Genomic DNA, 16527 nt, shown 5'->3' on the forward strand with positions numbered 1-16527 from the left:
GTCACCGGGCGGAATGGGCAAGCCCTACACGACTTCGACGGCGCGCCTCATGTTCGTCCAGAAAACCGGTACCGGCGGGGTCTCGAAGGAAAGCAGCAGCGTGCTCATCGTCGAGTCGAAGAAGTAGTCATCCGGATTCGCGGCCACCCCCGACGCATTGATCATGTCCGTGGTGGTGCACACGGGGGCCGAGGTGTAGGTCTGGCTGGTGAGCGTGGTACCGGTCAGGGTACCGCCCGAGGTAAAGGTGTCGAAGCTCGCCTCGCCGATCTGCCCCTTGGTGACCTGGTAGCCGGACATCATCATCTGGCCGCCGTCGGCGAATGGCGCGCCGATGGCAACGCCCACGAACAGGTTGTCGGTGCCATCGTTGCTGCGGTCGGCATTGCGGAAGACGCAGTAGTCGAATGCGCCCATCACATGCGGGATCAGCCCGGTGTACCAGTTGTAATGGTCCTGCTCGACATAGGGCCAGGTGACGCTGCCGGCGTACTGCGGCCCCTGCTGCAGATCGATCACGGAGCCGAACGGCGGGGCCGCCAGGTCGAAGTTCAGCAGGTAGGCGTGCTGGTTGGTGTTGCCGCGCGTCACGTAGAGGATGCGGATGGTGGTGCCGGCCCTGGAGATCGCGACGGGGTAGTGGTTGCCGTTCACTGCCAGCCCTGCAAGCTGGATGCTCGGGCCGCCCTCCTCGGCGTCCGGCTCGGAAACATACACGTAGACACTGGAGGCGATGACGAACCGGCCATCCTCGAGGGGCATCACCAGGCATGGGCCATTGGTCCAGGTGACACCGAACTGCAGGATATCGCCCTGGTCGGGCGGGTTGGTGTCGATATCCGCCAGGTAGGTCCCGATCGGGTCAGCCGTCTGTGGGTCACCGGTCACGAAAAGGTCCTGCCGTCCGATCATGCTGAGCATCCTGGGCGCGAGCACCGCCGGATAGCGCCGCTGCACGTCCGGCGAACCAGGCGAGCGGATCAGCACGAGGTGGCCCGGGGCATCCACCCCGATGCCGTACATCGCGAACATGGGATAGATCATGGCTTACCCCGTGGTGATCTCGGCGACCAGCGCCGAACCCGCGTTGGATGCGGAGCTGGCCACATCGGTGAATCCGCGCACAGCCTGTGCCAGGGCCTCAGCCGGGCGGTTGCTGGAAAAGGCGGCGATCTTGTTGCGGTCGATGCCCATGGCCGCGTCGATGCCGGTCTCGGCCGCGCGCAGGCGCAGCTGCTCGAAACCCAATTCGACGTTGTAGTAGCTGCTCAGGGCCTGGTAGAGGGCAGCCTGCGCCTGGGCGCGGATGCGGGCGCGCTCGATGTCCTTGTCAGGAATCGACAGCCAGGAGACGTAGAAGGCGCGGAGCGTGTCCATGACGCCCAGTTTCAGGCGGATGGCCTGCTCCTCGGCGAACTTCAGCAGGTCCAGCTTCAGTTCGGCCATCCGAGCCGTCTCGGTACGGTTGACGTCGGCGATCGCCTGGCCGGCGCGCTGCTCCGCTTCGCTCACCAGACGAACGGCGACCCCCGGCGGTAGCGTGAAGCCGCGCTCGGAGAACGCCGCCAGGACCCCTTGCGTCTCGGTGCTGGCCGCACGGTAGGCACGATCGCGGGCCTCATGCCACAGGGCGTCGATCACCGCGCCGCTGTCGCCGAACGGGTCGCTGCCGCTGATGATCTTGCACAGCCACTGCTCAGGCTTGTCGCGCAGGCAGGCGGTCAGCTCCGGGAAGTACTTGCCCAGCCACTTCTCGGTTTCGGCATCGAGCCGGATCAGCTCGGAGTTCGTCTGGTCAACGCCCGGGAACAGGTCACTCATGGTCGGCGGCGGCGCCAGGTTCGGCTTGTCGACCTGGAAGTCGAAGGCATGAGCCAGCAGGTCAGGTACCACGGAGCCGGTGATGCGGGACGCGGTTTCCCGCGCCGACCGCAAGGTGCTCTCGACGGTACCCTGCAGGCGGGTGACGGCATCTTCTACGGAAGCCATGGGGTCAGTCCTCCAGAATGGCGGCGCCACCCCTGGTCGAGGCCAGCAGGGGGCTACCGAGGTAGTAGGCTCCGGCGCGCGGCCGGGGGAAGGTGAGGTAGTCGCTCCAGGTCCTGCCGCTGTCCCTGCTGATGCGCACAGCGTTTTCCGTCTCGACGGTGGCGAAGAGCACGGCCTCGAGGACGGTGTTGCCGGCGGCATCGAACACGGTCCGCTGCATGCAGCTGATGTGCACCGGGAACTGGTGTTGCACTGCTGGCTGATGGCTGAACCCGATTGCCGAGCGCAGGCCGGCGCGCCCGGTGCGCAGATCGAACACTGCCAGGTGCACAGGGCTGGCTACGCCGGTACCGAAGTCCTGCCAGGCCTCATAGCAGACGAAGGCAACCTCGTACTTGCTGATCGGCACGAACATCGGAGCCAAGGGCCACAGCTTGTAGCTGCCCGTCGGCGGCATCAGCACGGGACTGGTACCGGAGGAAAAGACCGGGATCGTCGGCCCTTGAATGCCAGCGCCCAGCTCCTCGAAACGGACCTGGTACACCACCGCCGGGAGTTCCTGGCCAGCGGCGTCCAGCAGGGTGACCGAGAACTCCAGTCTTCCGGACGCCAGGTCGGCGGGCATGAAGGGGCCCTCACCCAGGCTGAAGATGCCGGCACGGTTGCCCTCCATCCGCCAGGTCACCTCGACCAGCGCCCCCGGGAGGGGAATGGTGGCCACCGGGTTGACCGCATGGACCCGGGCTTCATCCAGATGCCCAGCCACCCAGACGTCGTAGGGCCTGCGCCTGCCCGGGCTGGTTGGATCGGCGCTGTCCCACACTTCGTGCGTCAGCTCGGCCACCAGGAAGTCACCGTCGAGGCCAACCTCGAAACGCACGGTGGCAGCGCCCCCGGCGTCGACGTACTCGAAATCCCAGCCTGCGCCTGGGTCGGAGAGGGTCGCGTTGAGCGCGCAGAGCCTGGCGTTCACCACGAAGCGCCCATTGAACCAGGCAACGCCGAGGGCATCGGTCCAGTTGGGTCGGCTGCCGCCGGCCGGCACAACGCGCCCGCCCGCCTCCCAGGCATCCCAGAATGCAGACCAGGCATTCTGCGGCGCCTCGAAGGGCGAGCTGATGGAGCGCCGGGGCCTGGCCAGCCAGGGGCCATTGTGGAAGAAGTCGACGCTGTGCTGGTCCGGCGACCAGAGCCTGCTCCAGGCGACGGTAGCCGGCTGCTGCCCGGCCTGGGCCGCCTGGTAGTTGAGCAGCAGGAACAGCAGCGCACTGTTCCCCCAGCTGTGAGCTGCGTCCGGGTCAACGTTCGTCACCACGGGCAGGACCAGCAGGGTCCACGGCCCGGTGGATGCCGATGCACCCTGCATCCCCTGGTACTCGAAGGACATGTAGCCCAGGTTGGTCCTGGCGAGCAATTGATAGCCGGGGGCGTGCTGCTCGATGAACGACTCTGCCAGCCAGTAGCCGGGAAGTGCCTCGGATCTGGGGTAGGCCTGGACACCGCTGTACACCAGAGACCCAGCAGGCACCTGGTCGGCGGAGTCGTAGGGATAGCTGCTGCCGGGCGCCGGATAGACCCGCAGGGCGTGCGCCCGGATGACGTCACGGTGCACGGTGCTGTAGGACCTCCACAGGAAGGCCTGCTGCCAGGGCGCGAGCGGCCCCTGCTGTGTTGGGTCGAAACCCAGGGCGACGAACTTGGGGACCACAGTCTTCGGCTCCACGTCCTCGTAGCCCAGCGGGGCGGATGCCAATCCGATGCGGCTGTCGAACTGGTCGCGGGGGCCGGTCGGGTAGGCATTCCCTCGGTCGTCCAGCCGCGCATCGACGACCAACAGCTGCCCCGGCGGGTCGATGATCACTGCAGTGGCGGAGGCCCCATTGCGCGTGGCGCGGATCAGGTAGCCGTCGATGATCTCGGAGTTCGACTGCCGGTTGAACCGGACCAGGCGCAAGGCCAGGCGCTTCGCGCGGTCCAGAAGGTAGGTCCCCGACACGCACAACGACTTGGCGTTGACGATGGCCATCAGGAGAGCCTCCGGCTGGACGCTGCGACTGATGTTTCGACGGTGGCCAGCTCTGCCTGGCTGGCCGCGTAGATCTTCAGCTTCAGCCGCCAGGATCGCCCGGTTACCCCTTTGGCCGTGGTGGCGCGCAGGGTCGGCTCACGGGAGACGACTTTATAGGTGTGCTCGGCGCCGTCGTCAGCGCGCAGCACAGCCAGCACCTGGCCGTCCGTACAGAGCCCGAAGTACACGGCATCCACTCGCTTGAGCTGGTTGGTCCCGTAGTCGGTGGCACCGAAGTCCACCTGCATGTCGACGGTATCGCCGTCGTCATCGCCCGGCGCGATCCGGTAGATCCCGTCCTCCCGCACACCGAACGAGCCGTAGGGCGTGCGCCCGATCGCAAGGAAGTCGAAGTTGCTGTAGCGCGTGAGGGCGCCGGTGAGGATGTTGGAGGCGTACTGGATGCCCTCCAGCTGCGGGATGTTGGACTGGGTGCTCACCAGCACCTGGTCAGCGAAGGCCAGGTCGACATCGCCCTGCTCTGCCATCAGGCTGCCGGCGAAGATGGTCTCGAACCACTCCAGGCCCTCGGTGATCTCCACCTCCAGCAGCACGTCGTCGCCGACGGTCACGGTCGAGATGAAGCTGGCCTGCAGGTCAGCGCCGAGCGAGAACGTGTCTCGCACCAGGATCGGCTCGCCGAACTGTGCCGAGCTGCTGTCCAGCCAAGGCGCGTAGCCGATGCCGATGTAGCCGCCCCGGTAGACGCCCACGCCCTGGGCGTAGCCATGTTCCCCGCCTACGCCCTGGGCAGCGGCTGCCACCCCGGACCCGCGACCGACGCCGCCGCTGATGACTCGACCGGTACCGAGCGGCTTCGGTCCATACCCCACGCCGTAGGAGAAGGAGATCTCGGGGAAACCGGCGCGCCCTTCGCCCTGGTAGCCGCCTCGGTAGACGCCGACGCCCTGCGCGTAGGCGCGGTCGCCGCCGATGCCGAGGTAGCCGCCACGGAATGTCCCGACACCGCCATTGGCGGCGGGCGTCGCCTGGCCCTCGATGCCGATGTCGACGGCGGCGCTGGAGTGGTTCAGCGTGTGGCCGACCGCACTGCTCTGGATTCCGACACGACCGGACGCCGAGCTGTACCGCCGATCGCCAACGCGGCCGAGGGCGTAGCCGCTGACGCCTACGCGCCCTTCCGCCCGGGGGCGCCGGTCGAAGCTGGCCGTGATGCCAACCCGCCCGGATGCCGTGCCGAAGTTGTAGTTGGCCAGCAACGGGTCTTCAACGAAGTCGCCGGCCGCGTAGAGGGAGACGTCGAGCCGCGCGAAACCGGTGCTCCGGGTTGGACTGGTACGGACCACCACCCCATCCACCAGGTACTGCACGATCCCCTTGGACCTGGCCACGCGCAGGACCGGACGGGCCGACAGTGGCGTGGCCACCGACTGCACCACCACACCGCCTTCGTAGATGTCCAGGGCGCCCTGGTGGCCGTAGAACGCATGGCTGCAATCGGCCGGGCTCACGGTATCGGAACGGCTGTTCAGCCCCACCACCGCGCCAATGGAGCTGGGACCGATGATGAACTGGGCGTAGCCGTCGCCAAGCAGGCCGCCGATGGACTGGCCACCACTGTTCCAGCCGGGCAGCGCGTCGTACACCACCTTGGGCGGCACCGCTGGAACAGCAGGCGTGGCCGGGTAGCAGCGCTTCTCGTAGTACCACACCAGCGGCCCACCCGCGCCGCCGGCCCCGACGAACATGTCGCGGATCTCCGGCGGCACGCCGACCACCTTCGGGCCGTAGAGCGGGCGGCCTGAAGCATCAATGCCAACCTCACCGTAGTAGGTGTTCCCCAGCTTCTGCTGGGTGAGCATCTGGGTCAGGCTGGCCATCAGCTGCAGGTTATTCGCATAGGCGCCAAAGTCGGAGAAGACCGGGACGTCTACGCAATACGCAGGGATCGCCGGCACCCCCGGCGTCCCGGGGATGTTGCGCACCGCCGGGACTTTACTCAGCCGGTTGGCCATGGCCGCTCCTTAGAATTCGGGAAGCGCGATCGCGTAGGCCTCAAGGCGCTGCACGGCGCCAACCACCAAGGCCGTGCTGCTGAAGTTCAGATCCGCGCCGGCAATGGCGACGCTGCCCTGGATGCGCACAGCGGAGGTAGAGGCGGCATCGGTATCCGCCGGCAGCACCAAGCGGAAGAAGGTCGCGGCGCCGGCCGCAACGACGGTGCCCCGCCAGTCTTCGGCCAGGTTCTTGGTGATGACGCCACCCGGCGCATCCGCCTCCCAGGTCAGGCCTGCGCCGGCGTCGGTCTTGATCGTCAACAGCAACTGGTTGGACGCGGCGATGGCAGCGTCGACGCTGGCAGGCTCGGGCCCGGAATAGATCCGCAGCTCACAGCCGTTGAGCGCGGTGCGCAGCGGCGCTACAGCAAGCAATGCCCGGCGCAGGCCGGTGCTGAATTTCAGGCTCATGTCAGTCTCCGCGGATGACGATATCGTTGAGGGCGAAGGCGTTGATGGCGCCGGCCACCACCGGCAGTGCCGCCGGCAGCGGCAAGGCCGCCAGGAAGTTGCCTCCAGACGCGGCATCCCAGATGCCGAGGTGCGTCACCGAATAGCTCGCGCCGGCCGCCGCCGCGTTGAACACCACGTCGGCGCTGTTGCGGGCGCGGTAGATGGTTCCGGACAGGCTCTTGACCAGGGAGGTCGCCTTGCGCGCGTAGTTCGCATCGACGCCTGCCGCCACCTCGTTGGCGCCGGTCGCACCGGGGTCGCCGGTGTGCGCCGACACGTACTTGGTGGAGTTGGTGAACAGCAGGTCGATGATCTGCTCGCTGGTATAGGTCGGGGTCGACATGAGGGCCTCACACCACGTTCGTGGGAATCAGGGACAGTTCCGCGCGGACGCGCAGCACCTGGCCGGCCTCCACGTCCTTGGGGGAGTTGAATCGCGCCACCGACAGCAGCATCCCGGTGTTGCCGCCCTTCTCCGAGCTGGACACCAGGAAGCCGCCGTACAGGCGCTTGTTCTGGTTGGAGGTGAACACCGCACGGCTGGCTGCGTTGGTGATCAGGCCGTTGGTGTTGACCCGGTTCCACAGTGGGCGGGCGGCCTCGCTGTACCCCACGAACTCGCCGATGACGCCAGGCAGGTCCGAAGCCAGCGCGCCGGAGGCCGGGAGGTAGTTGTTCTCGAAGAGGCCGACGTAGAAGGTGCCGATCGGCGAGGTATCGCCGAACATGGCCTGGGCCATGTAGTTCAGGCCAGCGAGCGGCACCAGGTTGTGCTCATACCACTCGCTTACCAGGCGGCCCTCCTCCATCAGCTCGAAGTGGTAGACAAAGCCGAATGTCACGGCGTCTTCGTTTCGAACGTGCATCATTCAATCTCCATGTCGAAGGAGTCCTCGACGCCGAGGGTGTTGGGGGCCACGGCCCCCTTCATGGTGGTGACCAGCATCTGCAGGCCGTTGTTGTCCACGACGCCGGCCGTGGCGTAGGCCGCCAGGCTGGGCGCGTAGCGCTGTTGTTGGGGCAGGCTGACGGTGCCGTCGACCTGGGCGATGGCCATGCCGTACTGCGTCATCCAGGCGGCCTGGCCGCCCGGCAGCGTGACCCCGCTCCCGCGCACGGCACCGAAGCCGAAGATGTCGCGCTGCGAGGCGTCTTCGGTACCGGGCGCCATGAGCAGGTAGGTACGCTGTCCAGCAGCGATGAAGATGCCGGCGTCGTTGACGGCCACCATGTCGATGGCCGCGCCGTACTGGACGAAGCCGAAGGCGGGATTCACCAGGTGAGGCGCGAACGGCTCGGTGATCCAGAGGGCAGAACCCACCACCAGCACCAGGCGCCCCTTGTAGGCGGTGACGTGCGTGGCCACCGGCGGCTGCACGAGGTTGGTGGTGGTCAGCCTGGCGCTGGAGTCAGTGACGCTGGTCAGGCTGAAGCCATCGGTGTGGCTGCTCGACTGCAGGTAGAGCGTCTCGCCATTGGCTACGCTGGCGTAGAGGCGGCAACTGGTGGCCCCCGCCGGTGCGGTCCACAGCAGGTCGATGGAGCCAGGCGCCTCCAGCGTGACCAATAGGGGCGCCGCCCCGGATTCAGCGCCGAAGCGATCGAGGGCCGTGACCGCCACCCGGTAGATGCCGGCCGGCAGGTTGCCGCTGCTCAACACCACGCGCGGCATGATCTCGGGCAGTCCCCAAGGGCCAACCTGGTCCCCGCGCACGCGAAGCATGTCGATGGCGGAGCACAGGAAAGCGTCACCGTTCAGCTCGGCGCCGCAGAGACCACCGGTGGCAGGAGCGGCACCGATGGTCCGAAGTTCGTTGGTGGTGGCGGAGTACTGCAGCAGGTTGCCGCCGGCAGCCACCAGCAGCCCATCCCGATACGGAACCGCGCCATGGGCACCTGCGAGGTCGGCCACCTTCCGCTGGCCGGCCCGCTGCTGCAGGCCGCCCCCGCCCACCGGGTCGAGGTTGAGCAGGTCGCGCACCTGCTTCGGCGGGATGCGGTCCACCTGAGCCAGGTTGTTCATGCCCTCGGACCAGTCGTCGACGCGAACCAGCTCAGGCATGGCTACCACCTGAACCGAATGGGCCCAGATGCCGCCGAACGACGCCGCAGGCCGGCCTCGTAGACGCTCTGGCACTCGTTGTCGAAGAGGGCGCGGGACGCCATCGCCTTGTCCGGGTCGTAGAGCTCCCCGTCCTTGTCCATGTAGGCGATGAAGCGCATGTAGTGCAGCAGGTGCGGGCGGTAGTCGCTCGGCACGTCGGGGATGTTGGAGCCCTTGTTCACCTCGCGCAGCGGCTTGCGCACGACGGACAGCACCAGACTGCCAGCCTCGGCCGGCGTCGGCACGATGCGCATCTGCCCCTTCACCACGTCCGCGATCAGGTACCGGGGATACCCGGCGCGCGGCAGGCTGGAGCGCGGGATCACCCCGGGCGCCACGACCTCAAGGTCGCGCTCACGCGGGTTGACGATAGAGGCCTCGACGATATCGAGGATCGATTCGGACAGCGGCAGGTCACGCTCGCCCGCGGCGAAGTCGGCCTCGATCTCGTCGTAGACGATCCTGGTCTGCTCGCAGAACGCCGCCAGCGCCCCGTTCACGGCCCGCACGAGCTTGTCGTCACTCCACAGGAACGGAGCAACGGCGTCCTTCTCGTCTTCCCGGAAGGCCTTGATCAGGTCGCTGACGGTGTTCATGGCCACGATCAGGCGTCCGCGTCGTCGTCGAGGCTTTCCTCGAAGACCACCCAGGCGGCCTCGAACTCATCGCGGGTCACGCCGAAGCCGGCCTCTTTCTTCAGCGCGTTCAGGCTCGGTCGGCCATCGCCGTTCAGCTCCGAGTCGTCCTTGCGCTCAAGGATGGCTTGGATGGCCTTGACCACGACTTCGGTCTTCTGCCCCTCGGGCGGACCTTCTTCCTCGCCGAGGTCCAGGCCGACGACATTGCAGCCGGCAGCCAGTGCGTCCTTGCGAAAGCGCAGCGGGACGAGGGTGCCTTCCTTGTCATCGCTCGGGTCCACGGCGTGGATCACGATGGAGTGGCCATCGGTACGGCTGATCTGTAGCAGGTCCTGGCCACGAGGCGGCAGGAAGCGGACGTTGTCTTGACTCATGGTGATGCCCCTGTGTTGGGTGAAGGAAACAGGGGCCGGCTGCCCGGCCCCCTGCCAGGTCAGCCCTGGGTCCACTCGGCCTTGCCGGTGTCGATGTACTCGACGAACAGGCGGGCCTTGCCGGTGGTTGCCGCAGCGCCGGTACTGGCGTAGGTCACGGTCAGGTAGCCCTGGGCGGCCAGCTCGAAGCCGGTGACGTCCAAGTCCTTCTTGCCCGTGGTCTTCAGGTCCACCGGAGTGGCGCTGTAGCGGTCGTCATCCGCCGCGTCGCCCACCTTCAAGGTCGCAGTGGTCGCGGCGTTGAACACCTCGTCCACCACGATGAAGGCGCGAGTCACGATGGCGCCGGCCGGCAGCTGAACCGCTTGCTGCACAGCGCCGTCGGCGAAGCTGGCGAGGGCGATCGACTGGAGGGCGAAGGCCACGCACTGACGGTTGTAGTTGCGGGAAATGCTCATGGTCTCTGCCCTCAGCCCAGGTAGTGGTCGATGGCGAGCACGCCGAAGTCCTCGACCGACTTGTCGTAGATCGAGTAGAACTTCGGCTTCAGCAGCCCGAACATCTTGTCCACGGAGATGCCGACCTTGGAGTCGTAGTCGAACTTCTTCTCGACCCACTCCGGCACGCTCAGGTCAGCCATGCCCAGCGCCTGCGCGCCGCACAGCAGGGTGCGGGTGCCGTTGACGTTGCCGTCGGCGCCCCACTTGCTGCCGGCTGCGGCACCGGTGGTGCTGTACACCATGCGGTGCTCGTGAAGGATCGCGCCGTCCACGGTCACGGTGCCGCCGGTGAAGAAGGGGCTATTGGCACCTTCCTTGGTGGCAATCGCCACGACTGCGCGCAGGTAGTCCGCGTCCTTCTTCAGCTGCGCCAGGGTGCCGGGCTTCACCAGGAGCACGTAGTACTCCTTGCCGCCGGCCATCAGCGGCTTGATGTAGTGGTCCTTCGCGTAGGCAACGGCGTCCACGATCATCTTGTAGCTGGCGGTGAAGGCGCTGGTGATGGCTGCCGTGCTGCTGGGCACGAGATTGGAGCCGTTCCACATCAGGTGGCGCTTGGACGAGGGGGCAGTCACGTCGGCAGCGAAGCTCAACTGAGGGAACGGCGATTTCTGCCGCGGGCTGCCGTCGGTGTTGAAAGCATACGAGATGCCCGACAGGGTCAGGAAAGCCAGCTGGTCAATACGGTTCGAGAGCCAGTAGGCCAGGCGGCTCTTGGCCTGCTCGCGGAAGTTGATGACCGTCTTCTGGTCGGCGAGCTTGCCCTTGTTGCGCACCTGGTGGGAGATGAGGTCGATGCTCAGCTCGACTTCGAAGTTCTGGATCTCTTCTTCGTTGCCTTCACGCTGGTCGTCGCCGATCACACCATCGTCGACCAGGTCGGCCACGAGCTGCATGATCACCCGCTCACCCTTCTCGGTCTGGGTCAGCTCGGTGATGCGCTGGATCATGGCGCCATCGCCAGTACCCAGGAATTTCTTGATGAACATCTGGTCGCGGGCGGCTTCCCACACATCGCGCGACCAGACGATCTTCTGCTTGGCGTTCAGCCGCGCAAAGTTGGTTACGGACATGGCCGTCTCCTATCGTCGAATTGCTGTCGTCGGGTCTGGGTTGTGTCGCCACCCTGGCGAAGACGGGCTGTTGGGGAGTGCCCGGGAACTCGGGTGCAGGTAACGCTCTGCGGGCGAGAACGCCGTGTCTCGGCGAGCGAGCAGCAGGAGGCGGCTGCGCTGTTGAGAATCGCCCCGGCTCTACCAGCCCGGGGCGCCCCTCACCTCCACGGGGCCGTCCGATGGCCCTCGATGCACTGGTTATGTAACTGGCGAGCCGTCGTCAACGGCTGATGTAGTCCCCGCGTTCACGTTTTTTGTCCTCGGGGGAGAGCTTGGCGAAGTCCTCTTCCGACATGCTGGCCACGTCGAAAGCGGCACCGCGCTCGCCCACCCCGGGGGTCAGCGGCGGAGTTGCGCGCTCACGCTTGAGGTTGCGATCAATCTGCTCGGTGGTCAGCGTCACCCCTTTCTTCGGCGCCTTGTCGACGCTCACAGGCTCTGCATAGCGCGGCCCGACCTTGGCCACGGCCCGGGCAAGCGCCTTGGCCATGGGCTCGCCATTGGCCATGTAGTGGTTCCGCAGCGCAATCACATCTTCGATCGCCTCCATGTTGGGTGCGCTCCCCTGGTAGTCGAGGAAGGGGAACTTCTCGTAGGACTCCGCCAGCACCCCGGGCAGCGCGGCCTGCTGCTGTCGTTGCGCAGCCTCCTGGGCGCGCTGCTGGTACAGAGCTTCAGCGCGCTGCTGCGCGGCCTCTTCAATCTCCTTGCGCTCGGCCGCACGGATCTCGCGACGGATCGCCTTGGCCGCATCGGCGTCGCCCTCGAGGATCGCCTGGTTGTAGCGGTCCTCCGCTTCGTCGTAGTCGAAGGCCGTGGGCTTCGGGTCCTCCTCCTTCTTGGCCGGTACGGCCCCCCTGGTACGGGCCAGTTCCTCCTCCAGCTCCAGGCGACGCTTGCGCTCTTCCTTGAGGCTCTCGTTCACCTCGTTGAAGCGGGCATGGGGCACGGTGGCGGACCTGCCGGTGCCGGCGATCTTGGCCAGCGCGTCCTCGTCGAGCTCGTCGTCCTGGCCGTCTCCGTCCGGGTCTGCGTCCTGTTCGTTGTCGCCCTGGTCGTCGTCCTCTTCCAGCTCCAGGCCTTCGTCATCTTCGGGAGGCAGGTCAGGGTCGACCTCGTCGCCGCGGTCCTCGGCGCCCTCCTCTTCTTCCTCCTCTTCCTCAATGCTGGAGCCCAGCAGCTCGGGGTCCTGCTCGTCGTACTCGGAGACGACACGGCCCGCGAGGATGGCCAGGGCCAGGTCGTCGCTGGCGTGCTTGATGCTGATCGGTTTCATGGGTGCCCCCTTGGGTGGTTAACGTGTGCTGAGCTGCTTCAGCTCGGTGAGTTTTTCGCCGGCCATGCGCCGCACGGCCGCCATGCGCTTGCTGTCCTTCTTGATTTCCTCGGCCCTGAGCAGGGTTCGGAGGTCGTCCTCGATGCGCCACTTGTCGCTCTCGGCGACCTGCGGTGCGCTGCCTTTACTCATGCTGCGGCTCCTTCAATGCGCGGGGTTTCGATACCGGCCTTCAGCCCTACGCCAGGGTTGGCCGGAGTCAGCGGGTTGGTGTTGGTGGGCAGCCCCCCGGCGATGCCGGGGCCGTTGTAGCTGGGGACGATCGGCGCCATGTCCTGGTCGACGTAGCCGGCCGAGCGCAGCAGCGCATCGGCCAGGGCGGAGGTAGCCGGGTTGATGGAGATGGTCCCGGCTGTCTGGATCGCGCTGAACTGCGACTCGACCGACGTGTTGACGGCCTCGTTGACCGTCTTCTGGGTCTGGGCTTCGGTGAGCTTGACCTTGGCCTCGGTGAGCGGGTCGACCGGAGGCTGGCCCTGCTGCTCCATCGCTTCGAGGATCTCGGTCTTGTCGGCCAGGTTGCTGTGACGAACCACGAACTGCGGCGGGATGCGGATTCCCGCTTCGAGCATCTCGATCAGTTGCAGGAACTGGCTGTTCTCGAATGTGATCTGCAACGGCACCTCGGTGATGACCACGTCGTACTCGCCCAGGGTCAGGTCGTTGAGCACGGTGCCGTCGTTGGCCGGGTAGTTGAGGTACAGGGGCTGGGTCTGCTCCTTGCCGTTTGAATCGGTCTCGGTGATGCGGACGATGCGCGGCTCGTCGTAGAAGCCCTGGATCAGCTCCAGCGCCCGGCTGGCAAGCAGCGCGCGGGTGCGGCCGAGGTTGTCCAGCGGCACGGCCAGGCCCTGCTGGGCAGCAAACTGCTTGGTCTGGATGGCGATGCCGCTGACTTCGCGCCCCTGCCCGCCTGCCATGGCGTCGTTGATGCCGGTGGTCTCGTCCACCAGGCCAGAGGCCCGGTCGATCATTCGGTCCACGCCAGTCGGCACCTGGTTGGGCTGGATCTTGCGGGGGATCTGGTCGGTCGGCGTTCCCTTCTTGAGGACCATGTTGAGGCCGGTTTCTGCGCCCCTGGTCTCGATGTCCTCCTCGCGCATGTTGGCGATGGTGTCCGCCCAGCTGATCCAGCCGCTGTTCGCCGTGGTGTTGATGATGTGCAGGAACTGGCTCAGCGACTTGTTGAGCATCTGCTGCGGGCCGATCGCGTTGTCGACCAGGCCGCGCGTCTTGCCGCGGCGGAAGAAGGGGAAGTACGGCACCACGGTGAAGTGGTTGTAGGGCGACCAGTCGTCGTGGAGCGTGGTGCACTGGGTGCTGACCACCCAGCGGACGCGACGCATCCGGCGATCGGCGATCACGACGCCCTTCAGGGCTGCAGTCTGCTCCTCGCTCAGGTCGTCTATCGGGCGGATGTCGCCGGTGAGCGTGATGGCCACCTTGCGCTTGACCATCTTCCAGAACTGGCGCTCGATGACGCGCACCCGCCGGCTGCCATCGGAAAGCTGGGTGGTCCCCATGCGATCAGCGAAGCCGGTGTCGTCGTTGCCGAACTTGTTGCGCTGTTCGTCATCGGCATCCTCGCCATAGTCGCTGTCGTCGGGCTTCTCCAGTTCGACTTCGCTGCGCGCCTCGGTCCCGTAGTTCTCCTCGATCTCGTCGTAGGTCAGCCACTTGGCGATGGTCACGTCAGACCAGCCGTCGGGGTCATAGGATTTCGCGTCAGGGTCCGGCACCACGTCCAGCGGGTCGAGGTCGGTGATCTGGATCTCGCCCAGCAGGCTGTCCTTGTAGGTGACGCGGATGTCGTAGTAGCCGCGCTGCTGGATCAGCCCGTCGGCGAACACCTGGGTCTCGGTCCAGTGCAGCTTGTTGTTGTCGGCCACCTGCATGATCAGCTTCGACAGGGTGGTGGCGCGGGCCTGATCGGCATCGCCACCGCGCGGGCGGAAGGCAATGTCCATGCGGTTATGGATCTGGTAGCCGATCGCCGTGTTGATCTTGCCGAGGATCTGGTTGAACTCGAACGCCGGCCGCCCGCTCTCGCGCAGCTTTTCCACGTCGGCCTGGTCCCACTGCAGGCCGCCCCCCAGGTACATGCCCTCGTTGATCTTCGCCTGCCGGCAGTAGTCGCGGTGGCCACGGTTGCGGCCGTACTCGTAACGCTGCCAGTTCTGGCGCGCCGCCTGGTTGCGGTCGGTCGATTGGGGCTCGGTAGCGGTCGTCATCTCATCCACTCATGGCAGTTTTGCGGCCTCGGGAAGCCAGGTACTTCCGCTTCCACGCGGGTACCTCTATGTCACTGGCTGCGATTGGCAAGGCGAAAGTGAGGGCGAGTGCATCGCCAGCGTCGGGGGACTTCCCCGTGTCCTCTTTGACCTTTTCTTTCGGGTCCAGCTTGATCTGGCCATTGGAGCTGTAGCGGTAGCTGGGCGCTGTCAGGTCGCTGTGCAGGCTGTCGTCGTCAGGGATCGACGGGGTAATGAGGTCGTGCAGCCACTCGGCCAGCAGGCCCCACATCTCGGAGCGCTTGTTGAAAAACCTGCGCTCGTCGATGGCCTTGTCGCCGAAGTTGACAGCTGTGACGCGGTCGCCGTAGCCCAGCTCCACCAGGCGGTCGTAGATGCCGGCGCCGAGCCCGCCGATGTCGATGAACACCATGCGGATGGTGCGATCGTCCTCGAGGAGGCGGACGATCTTGCCGACCACGGCCATGGTGTCGAGGCCGTTGACCTTCTCCAGGCCCCAGGCCTTGCGCCCCTGCCGGTGGATGATGGCCGTGTCGTCGTCGCCGAAGCGCGCGGGGTCGACGCCGACGACGTGGGCGCCGATCGCCTGCAGGTGCTTCGGGTTGACCTTGCGCGCCTTCTGCACGCGCAGCGTCTGGATCAGTGCCTTGTGGCCGACCTTGGTGAATGCCAGGTCTGGGGTGGCGGGATACTCCTGGTTGAAGCGATCGAGGTCGCCGGCGAACTCCGAATCGATCTTCGCCCTACGCCAGGCCATCTGCTCCAGGTCGAGGCCGAAGGTCTCCATGTACTCTTCGTCATCGGCATCCATCTCGAAGTCGGCCGGCACCTCGCGGCGGTACTCCTCCTGCACGAACCACGGGATGAAAATGGCGATGAAGTCGCCCTTCCCCGCCGTGGCCTGCACCCACATCTTGTGGAACAGGTTGCCCAGGCCGTCGGCCGTCGATTCCAGGATCATCTCGCTGCCGGGCAGCAGCGGCACGGTCTGGCCCAGGCCGGCCATGATGTCCTGCGCGTTGGGCCAGAACGCCACCTCGGAGCCGTGCAGGTACTGGACGGTGTCCGAGCGCCCTGCGTTGGGGGAGCCTGCGGTGGCCACGGCGTAGCCGCTACGCAGCTTGGCGAAGCTCAGCTCGGTCCCCGAGTTGCTCTTCGTCGCCGGCCGCAACGTGTCGTCACTCAGCTCCAGGAAGGTCTTCACCATCCTGAAGAGGTTCCGCGTGGCGTCCGCCAGGTGAGTGAGGATCATGGTGCGCTTGCCGAAGCGCATGGAGGTCCGCTTGTAGAAGCGGGCACCGGTGTAGGTGCTGACGCCCTGCTGTCGCCCCTTGAGCACAATGGCCCGGACCCAGCCGGAGTGCTGCAGCTGCTGCTCAAGCCGCTCGTGCAGCATCCGCTGGGCAGCGTTCCACACGAACGGGATGACCTTCCCGTCCTTCGTGCGGATCTTCAGGTTCTTGGCGCAGTAGAGCTCGTCATCCTCTAGCAGGCGCGCCAGCATGTTGTCGGCTGTTGTCATCCGGTACCCCAGGTGCGATGGGGTTACCGGATGTCACTGGAGAGCGCCTGTCTAGAGGGTGGAGAAGGTGACCAGGCCATTGGTTGAAGCATTGTCTTGATGGGGCCGGCTCTTTTCAGCTTCGCCTGACCCGCAGGCCCGAACGCAGGATTGCCATC

The 16527-nt window shown here is 66.2% G+C and carries 16 protein-coding genes; all 16 read right to left on the reverse strand.

The features are described from left to right. Positions 1 to 24: 24 nt before the first annotated feature. The 16 genes from A7D27_RS09860 to A7D27_RS09930 all read right to left on the reverse strand — a co-directional run bounded on the left by A7D27_RS09860 (position 25) and on the right by A7D27_RS09930 (position 16369). Entirely contained in the window at positions 25 to 1032 is a 1008-nt protein-coding gene (locus A7D27_RS09860; RefSeq protein ID WP_069564749.1) for a hypothetical protein, read from the reverse strand. Between the two features lie 15 nt (positions 1033 to 1047). After that, positions 1048 to 1989 (reverse strand): hypothetical protein, encoded by a 942-nt coding sequence (locus A7D27_RS09865; protein ID WP_069564750.1) that lies wholly within the window; start codon positions 1987 to 1989, stop codon positions 1048 to 1050. A 4-nt stretch (positions 1990 to 1993) separates the two neighbouring features. Further along, a complete protein-coding gene (locus tag A7D27_RS09870) occupies positions 1994 to 4015 on the reverse strand; it encodes a hypothetical protein (protein ID WP_069564751.1) in 2022 nt (673 codons plus the stop codon). Then, on the reverse strand, positions 4015 to 6033 hold the full coding sequence (locus A7D27_RS09875) for a hypothetical protein (RefSeq protein ID WP_069564752.1): 2019 nt from the start codon (positions 6031 to 6033) through the stop codon (positions 4015 to 4017). The genes A7D27_RS09870 and A7D27_RS09875 overlap by 1 nt, the downstream gene beginning before the upstream one ends. A 9-nt stretch (positions 6034 to 6042) precedes the next feature. Beyond that, a complete protein-coding gene (locus A7D27_RS09880) occupies positions 6043 to 6486 on the reverse strand; it encodes a hypothetical protein (RefSeq protein WP_083265584.1) in 444 nt (147 codons plus the stop codon). A 1-nt stretch (position 6487) separates the two neighbouring features. Beyond that, a complete protein-coding gene (locus A7D27_RS09885; protein WP_069561197.1) occupies positions 6488 to 6871 on the reverse strand; it encodes a hypothetical protein in 384 nt (127 codons plus the stop codon). A 7-nt stretch (positions 6872 to 6878) separates the two neighbouring features. After that, positions 6879 to 7397: a hypothetical protein gene (locus A7D27_RS09890; RefSeq protein ID WP_069564753.1), complete on the reverse strand. Its 519-nt coding sequence runs from the start codon at positions 7395 to 7397 to the stop codon at positions 6879 to 6881. Further along, positions 7394 to 8590 carry a hypothetical protein gene (locus A7D27_RS09895; protein ID WP_069564754.1) on the reverse strand — a complete coding sequence of 399 codons (1197 nt, stop codon included), beginning with the start codon at positions 8588 to 8590 and terminating at the stop codon, positions 7394 to 7396. The genes A7D27_RS09890 and A7D27_RS09895 overlap by 4 nt, the downstream gene beginning before the upstream one ends. A gap of 2 nt (positions 8591 to 8592) precedes the next feature. Next, positions 8593 to 9228, reverse strand: coding sequence for a hypothetical protein (locus A7D27_RS09900; protein WP_139131139.1), 636 nt, complete (start codon positions 9226 to 9228; stop codon positions 8593 to 8595). An 8-nt stretch (positions 9229 to 9236) separates the two neighbouring features. Then, the gene (locus A7D27_RS09905; protein WP_069561201.1) at positions 9237 to 9644 is read right to left on the reverse strand and encodes a hypothetical protein; all 408 of its coding nucleotides are present in this window, start codon (positions 9642 to 9644) and stop codon (positions 9237 to 9239) included. A gap of 59 nt (positions 9645 to 9703) precedes the next feature. Then, the gene (locus tag A7D27_RS09910) at positions 9704 to 10102 is read right to left on the reverse strand and encodes a hypothetical protein (protein WP_253543669.1); all 399 of its coding nucleotides are present in this window, start codon (positions 10100 to 10102) and stop codon (positions 9704 to 9706) included. Positions 10103 to 10113: 11 nt separating this feature from the next. After that, positions 10114 to 11217 carry a N4-gp56 family major capsid protein gene (locus tag A7D27_RS09915; protein WP_069561202.1) on the reverse strand — a complete coding sequence of 368 codons (1104 nt, stop codon included), beginning with the start codon at positions 11215 to 11217 and terminating at the stop codon, positions 10114 to 10116. 262 nt (positions 11218 to 11479) lie between these two features. Beyond that, on the reverse strand, positions 11480 to 12535 hold the full coding sequence (locus tag A7D27_RS09920) for a hypothetical protein (RefSeq protein ID WP_083265585.1): 1056 nt from the start codon (positions 12533 to 12535) through the stop codon (positions 11480 to 11482). 18 nt (positions 12536 to 12553) lie between these two features. Beyond that, the gene (locus A7D27_RS28320; protein WP_160158578.1) at positions 12554 to 12727 is read right to left on the reverse strand and encodes a hypothetical protein; all 174 of its coding nucleotides are present in this window, start codon (positions 12725 to 12727) and stop codon (positions 12554 to 12556) included. Beyond that, positions 12724 to 14826: a genomic island protein gene (locus A7D27_RS09925; RefSeq protein WP_069564756.1), complete on the reverse strand. Its 2103-nt coding sequence runs from the start codon at positions 14824 to 14826 to the stop codon at positions 12724 to 12726. Before A7D27_RS09925 ends, A7D27_RS28320 begins: the two co-directional genes overlap by 4 nt. A gap of 1 nt (position 14827) precedes the next feature. Further along, positions 14828 to 16369, reverse strand: coding sequence for a hypothetical protein (locus A7D27_RS09930; RefSeq protein ID WP_069564757.1), 1542 nt, complete (start codon positions 16367 to 16369; stop codon positions 14828 to 14830). Positions 16370 to 16527: the final 158 nt, after the last annotated feature.

Source organism: Pseudomonas sp. 1D4 (genome assembly GCF_001728925.1).
Taxonomy (GTDB): domain Bacteria; phylum Pseudomonadota; class Gammaproteobacteria; order Pseudomonadales; family Pseudomonadaceae; genus Metapseudomonas; species Metapseudomonas otitidis.